The organism is Streptomyces alkaliterrae (assembly GCF_007097205.2).
In the GTDB taxonomy this organism is placed as follows: Bacteria; Actinomycetota; Actinomycetes; order Streptomycetales; family Streptomycetaceae; genus Streptomyces; species Streptomyces alkaliterrae.
In genome coordinates, this window is sequence record NZ_VJYK02000020.1 from 24,624 (window position 1) to 31,518 (window position 6,895).

At 74.8% G+C, this 6,895-nt stretch carries 4 protein-coding genes; all 4 read left to right on the forward strand.

Going from position 1 to position 6,895, the window contains the following annotated elements:
* Window positions 1–149 precede the first annotated feature (149 nt).
* Window positions 150–1,553, forward strand: coding sequence for a GlnX family signal transduction membrane protein (locus tag FNX44_RS03585; RefSeq protein WP_323369043.1), 1,404 nt, complete (start codon window positions 150–152; stop codon window positions 1,551–1,553).
* A gap of 29 nt (window positions 1,554–1,582) precedes the next feature.
* Window positions 1,583–2,635 carry a glutamate ABC transporter substrate-binding protein gene (locus FNX44_RS03590; protein ID WP_143646451.1) on the forward strand — a complete coding sequence of 351 codons (1,053 nt, stop codon included), beginning with the start codon at window positions 1,583–1,585 and terminating at the stop codon, window positions 2,633–2,635.
* A gap of 78 nt (window positions 2,636–2,713) precedes the next feature.
* Entirely contained in the window at window positions 2,714–4,009 is a 1,296-nt protein-coding gene (locus FNX44_RS03595) for a coiled-coil domain-containing protein (protein WP_143646452.1), read from the forward strand.
* The gene (locus tag FNX44_RS03600; protein ID WP_143646453.1) at window positions 4,006–6,537 is read left to right on the forward strand and encodes a serine/threonine-protein kinase; all 2,532 of its coding nucleotides are present in this window, start codon (window positions 4,006–4,008) and stop codon (window positions 6,535–6,537) included. Before FNX44_RS03595 ends, FNX44_RS03600 begins: the two co-directional genes overlap by 4 nt.
* The last annotated feature ends 358 nt before the right edge of the window (window positions 6,538–6,895 follow it).

Here is a 6,895-nt window from a genome sequence, read left to right on the forward strand (position 1 = left end):
GGTCGCGCGGCCGGGTCGGCGCGATGATCCGGCGGTAACCGGTGTGGTCCGGCGCCGGGGCGGCCATACTGCTGGCCGGGGGCACCACCGGTCGCGGACGCGCGGCACGGCCCGGGCACCCGACCGAGCGGTGAGGAGGGGGAGGGACCGTGTCCGGTACGCAGCAGGCCGTCGTCGCGCCGACGGCCGAGGTCCTGCCGTCGGCGGACGTCGCCGCCGGCGGCGCAGAGCCGCCGCCGCGGCGCCCCGCGTGGCGGGAGAACGCCCGGCGGCTGCGCGCGGCGGCGGTCACCGAGCCGGGTCGCCTGCGCGCGCTCGGCGCGGTACTCGTCGCGCTCCTCCTGGCGTTCGGCGCGCTCACCGCCTGGCAGGCCGCCGAGCGGGCGGACAGCACGCACTCGGTGATCCACGGCAGTCAACCGCTCAGCGCCAACGCCGCGTTGATCTACCGCTCGCTGGCCGACGCCAACACCACGGCGGCGGCCGGCTTCCTCGCCGGCGGCGAGGAGACCCCCGAGGTGCGCGAACGGTACGAGAAGCGGATCGGCGACGCGGCCCGGCAGATCACCAAGGCCGCCGCCGCCGGTGAGCGCTCGCCCGAGGCGCGGCAGCGGCTGGCCGAGCTGAACAGGCGGCTGTCGGTGTACACGGGGCTGGTGGAGACCGCCCGCGCCAACAACCGGCAGGAGCTTCCGGTGGGCGGCGCCTACCTGCGACACGCCGACCGGCTGATGCACGAGGAACTGCTCCCCGCGGCGAGCGCACTCTACGCCGCGGAGTCCGAGCAGTTCCGCCGGGACCAGCGCGACGCGCACGCGTTCCCCTGGGCCGCCCTCGCGCTCGGCGTGGCAGCCGTACTGGCGCTGCTCGCCGCGCAGCGACGCCACTACCTGCGCACCAACCGCGTCTTCAACCGCGGGCTGCTGGCCGCCACCACCGTCGCCGTACTGCTGTTGCTGTGGACGGCGGGCGGACACCTGCTCGCCCGCCACCACCTGGACCGCGCCGAGCGGGACGCCGCGCGTTCCCTACAGACCCTCAACGCCGCGCTCGTCTCGGCCCTCCAGGCGCGCGGCGACGAGGCGATGGCGATGGTGACGCGCGGCAGTCGCGACAACTACGAGAAGACCTACCAGCGGCAGATGCGGCGCCTGGCCGGCGCGGACCCGCAGGCGGCCGAGGGCGGCCTGCTCGCCCGGGCGGTCGAGCAGGCGGAGGACGGGAAGGGCCGACGGCTGGCCGGCGCGGCCCGCCGCGACGCGGCCACCTGGCACGAACAGCACGCCACCGTCCGCCGGTTGGAGGGCAGCGGGAAGTACGCGGAGGCCGTCGCCATGGTCATCGGCCCGCGCGACAGCACCGGAGAGACGTTCGACCGGATCGACGCCGGGCTGCGGCAGGCCATCAACCACGAGCAGCGGCAGTTCACCGCCGCCGCCGAACGCGCGCACCGCGCGCTCGCCCCCCTCGCGGCGGGCGCGGCGGCACTCTCCCTGCTGGGCGCGGCCGGCGCGGTACTCGGCATCGGACGACGACTGGCGGAGTACCGGTGAACGACAACCGGAGCGGAAGGGCGGGGGCGATGCGGGAGCCCAGACGGACGGCGGACGGGCGGGCGCGCCGGAATCCGTGGTACGCGGGGGCGACGGCCGCACTGGTACTTCTGGCCGTACTGGCCGGCGGCTCGGCGCCCTTCGGTGGACCGGGCGGCGGGCCCGCCCCCGCAGACCCACAGGTCGTGTCGCGGGCCGTCGCCGAGGAACGGAGCCTGCCGCACAGCGGACCGGCCGACCGCACACTCCCGCCACCGCGACCCGAGCGCTGCGCCGACGGCGGTGACCCGGCGGCGAGCCTGCGCCCCTCCACCGCCGACGGCCCCGCCGTCCGGCGCGTCAAGCAGCGCGGCCACCTCATCGTCGGCGTCGACCAGAACAGCTACCGGTGGAGCCACCGCGACCCCCGCACCGGCGAGTTGGAGGGCTTCGACATCGACCTGGTGCAGGCCATCGCCCGCGACCTGCTCGGCCCGAAGCCCGACATCGTCTACCGGACGATCGCCACCGACCAACGCATCCCCGCACTGCGCGCGGGAAGGGTGGACCTCGTCGTGCGGACGATGACGATCAACTGCGAACGGGCGAAGCAGGTGGCGTTCTCCACCGCCTACTTCGTGGTGACCCAGCAGCTGCTCGTACCGCACAACTCCCCCATCACCGGCTACGACCCGAGCGTGCGCGGCCGGACGCTGTGCACGGCCAAGACCTCCACCGGGGAGAGCCTGATGGCCACCCACAAGCTGGGCGCCGAGGTGGTGACCGTGGCGAACCAGCTCGACTGCCTGGTCCGACTGCAACTCGGCGAGGTGGACGGCGTGATGACCGACAACGCGCTGGCCGCCGGGCTGGCCGCGCAGGACCCGTCCGTACGCCTGGTCGGCGGGGCCCTCACCGAGGAGCCGTACGGTGTGGCGATGAACCTCTCCGACGAGGACCTGGTGCGGCGGGTCAACCACGTGCTCGAGGGCTACCGGTCGGGTGGCGCGACAAGCCAGTGGCGCCGCTCGTACGACCTGCGGCTCGGTGACGTGATGGCCCAGGAACCACCTGCCCCGCCCGAACCCGCCTACCGGGACTGAGCGGCCGCCCGCGGCACGCGGGGCGGCAGACGAGTTGGACCTTTGGACCTGTCCGAGACGAGAGCAGCGAGGTGATCGATGGGGTCCCCCGGACCCGCCGCGTCGGTGATGAGCCGGGAGGAGGCCGACCGCGCACTGGCGCGGCTGACCGCCGAGCGGGAGGCGATCGAGTCGTCCCTGCTCTCCCTCCAGGACCACGCCGGCAGACGACTGCTGGAAGGCGCCGAGCTGACCGGTACCACCAGGCACCGGTGGGCCAGCGCCGAGCACACCGTCACGCTGCTGTGGACGCAGTTCGACGCCTACGGCAGGGCTCTGGCGCGGGCGCGCGAGATACGCGGCCGCCGTCGCTGGCCGAACCGGGACGAACTCGTCGAGCTGACGGCACTGCTGCGGGGCGAGGGCGTGACCGTCTCCGGCGGCACGTCGGGCCCCGCCGGCGGCCGGCTCGCCGAACGGCTGAGCCTGGAGGCGCTGGTCGAGCGGATGAACGCCGGCTACGCGCGGGCCCTGGACGTGGTCGTCGCCGCCGACTCCGTCTGGTCGGCGCTTCCGGCGCGGATAGACCTGCTCGCCGCCGAACTCCAGCGCATCCGCTCGCTCGCCGGCTCGGTCGGCGTACGCCCCGGCGAGCACCCGGCAGGCGACGACCTGGCCGAGATCACCACCGAACTCACGTCGCTGCGCGCCGAGGTGATCAGCGACCCGCTCGCCTTCTGGCTCCCGGAGAGCGGCAGCAGCGTCCCCGGCAGCGGCCGACCGGACACCGTGCGCTACGACCGGGCGGCCCGGGCACTGGAGGACGTGCGGCGGGAGATCGACGCCGTGCTCGGCGTGCGGCAGGACGCCGAACAGCGGCTGGCCCGGCTGCGTGACGTGCTCTCCCGCGCCGACCGCACCCTCGCCGAGGCGCGCACCGCGCGAGGAGAGGTACTGGCGAAGATCGCCTCCTTCGACGTGCCGGCCGTCAGCGGCCCGCCGACCGCGCTGTACGAGGAGTTGGCGGCGGCCGCCGAGTACCGCAGACGTGCCCAGTGGCACCGGCTCTCCCCGCTTCTGGACAGCCTCGAGCAGCGCGCCGAGGACGAACTGCGGCGAGCGCGCGAAGCGCTGTCGGCGGTGACCGCCCCGCTCGCGGTCCGCGCCGAACTGCGCGGCCGCCTCGACGCGTACCGGGCGAAGGTCGCCGAGCACGGCCTGGCCGACGACCCGTTCCTCGCCGAGCGCTACGACGTGGCCCGCCGACTGCTGTGGAGCGCCCCCTGCGACCTGCGCGCGGCCGAGTCCGCCGTGCTGCGGTACCAGCGCACGGCCGTCGAGACACTGGCTCCCCGGCCCGATCCGGCGGACCGGACGGGAGGCCGGGAGCGATGAGCACCACCGGGATCGACGCCGGACCCGAGCGGCCCGACTGCGAACGGCCCGAATGCCCGGGCGCCTTCGAGGACTTCGGCGACGGCGAACTGTACTGCGACGTGTGCGGCTTCCCGCCTGACGTCTCACCCGACGGTGTGATCGCCTCGCGGGCCACCGGTCTCGCCACGGCGGCACTGCTCTCCGGCCGGCGGCCGACGGCCGGCCCCGGGCCTTCGACGGGCTCGACGGGCTCGACCGGCTCGACGGGCTCGACGGGCTCGACCGGAGGGCTGTCGGCGGTCTCCGGCATCTCCATGCGCGGTTCCCGGCGGGACACCGGCTCCGCGCCGTCCCGCAAGCGGCTCGGCGCCGGGCTGGTCAGCGTGCCCGAAGTGCCTGGGCCCGACCCCGCGTCCGCCGTGCTGGAGGACCCGCGGGTCCCCGAACGCAAGCGGTTCTGCGGCAACCCCGAGTGCGGCGGCCCGGTGGGGCGTTCCCGTGACGGGCAACCCGGCCGGACCGAGGGTTTCTGCACCAGGTGCGGCCGGCCCTACTCCTTCATCCCCCGACTTCGCCCCGGCGAGATGGTCGGCGGCCAGTACGAGATCGTCGGCTGCCTGGCGCACGGCGGCCTCGGCTGGATCTACCTGGCGATCGACCATCCCCTGGACCGGCGCTGGGTGGTGCTGAAGGGCCTGCTGGACACCGGTGACGAGGACGCCATGGCGGCGGCCATCGCCGAGCGCCGCTTCCTCTCCCAGATCGAGCACGCCAGCATCGTGCGCGTCTACAACTTCGTCGAGCACCTCGACCCGCGCACCGGCACCCGCGACGGCTACATCGTGATGGAGTACGTCGGCGGCAAGTCCCTGAAGGACATCGCCAACGACCGGCGCGCGCCCGGCGGCGGCCGGGACCCGCTGCCCGTCGCGCAGGCCTGCGCCTACGGCATCGAGGCGCTGGAAGCGCTCGGCTACCTGCACAGCCGGAACCTGCTTTACTGCGACTTCAAGGTCGACAACGCCATCCAGCAGCACCACCAGCTCAAGCTGATCGACATGGGCGCGGTACGGCGGACGGACGACCCCGACGGCGCCGTCTACGGCACCGTCGGCTACCAGGCGCCGGAGGTAGCCGAGCTCGGCCCCTCGGTCGCCTCCGATCTGTACACCGTGGCACGCACCCTGGCCGTACTGACCTTCGACTTCCGGGGCTACACCAACATCTTCGTCGACACCCTTCCCGCACCGGAACACGTCGAGGTGTTCCAGCGCTACGAGTCGTTCTACCGGCTGCTGGTGCGGGCCACCGAGCCCGACCCGCGCCGCAGGTTCACCTCCGCCGAGGAGATGGCCGAGCAACTGACCGGTGTGCTGCGGGAGGTCGTCGCGCTGGACACCGGTGAACCGCAGCCCGCCGTGTCGACGCTCTTCGCCCCGGAGACGACGGTCGTGGACACCGAACTCCTGGCCCGCCCGCGCGGCGACGCCTCCGCGCTCGGCTCCCGGGCACGGCCCACGCGGCGACTACTCCGCCGCCGTGCCACGGCCGTCCGGGGAGCCGTGCCACCCCCGGCCGTCGGCGGCCGACCGGGCCGTGCGGCGCTCGCGGCACCGCGATTCCGGGAGACGGCGCTGGCCCTGCCGCTCCCCCGGGTCGACGAGAACGACCCGAACGCCGCCTTCCTGACCGGTCTCGGCGGCGCGTCGCCCGAGGACGTGCTGACCGCGCTGGAGGCCGCCCCCGCCGGCTCCGTCGAACTCCGGTTGCGCCGCCTGCGCGCCCAACTCGACCTCGGCGCGGGCCGTTCCGGCGACGCCGCCGCCACTCTGGCGGAGCTGGTCGAGCGTCACCCCGAGGACTGGCGCGTCATCTGGCACCGCGGCCTGACCGCCCTCACCGAAGGCGACCAGGAGACCGCCGCCCACGCCTTCGACGCCGTGTACGACGCCTTCCCGGGGGAGACGGCGCCCAAGCTGGCGCTGGCCGTCTGCGCGGAGGCGCTGGGCCAACTCGACACCGCCGCCGACTACTTCCGGCTCGTCTGGACGACCGACCCGAACCACGTCAGCGCCGCGTTCGGCCTTGCCCGGGTGCTGCTGGCGGCCGGGCGGCGGGCGGAGGCGGTGGCCGCACTGGAGTCCGTCCCGGCGGCGTCCATTCACCATGTCTCAGCGCAGGTCGCCGCCGTCCGTGCGAGACTTCGCGGGCGCGCGCCGGACGAGCCGATGTCGGCCGACCTGTACGCGGCGGCCGAACGGGTGACGCGGCTGCGCCGACTCGGCCTCGACGCCCGGCGCCGCGAGCGCCTGGTGACCGAAGTACTGGGCGCCGCGTTGGACTGGGTACTCGCCGGCCGGCACGGCGAGCCCGCCGGCCGGGACGGTCGGCCGGCCCCCCTGCTCGGCTGCCCGCTGGACGAGACGGGACTTCGGCTCGGCCTGGAACAGGCCTGCCGACTGCTGGCCCGACTGGCGTCCGGCCGCGAGGAGAGGATCGACTGGGTGGAACGCGCCAACCGCCTCCGCCCCAGGACTTGGGTGTGACGATGCCGCAGCTCGACAGGATCTCCCTCTGCCCCGGCTGCGCCGAGCCGTTGGACGACAGAGACCGCTACTGCGGCGTGTGCGGCGCCGACCGCTACGCGACCGCCCGGCCGGCCACCGGGCCCTCGGACGGCGACGACACCCCGACGGTCGTCCTCGCCACGGACTGCCCACCGCCACCGGTACCGCCCGGACCACCGGTACCGCCTGGACCACCGGTGCCGCCCGGACCACCGGTGCCGCCCGGACCGCCTCCGACACCCACGCTCCCCGACTTCTCACTTCCGCCCGCGGCCCCACCTCCCTCCGAGCATCCGGCCCCCGGCACTTCTGGACCTACCCGCCCTGGCTCCGGCCC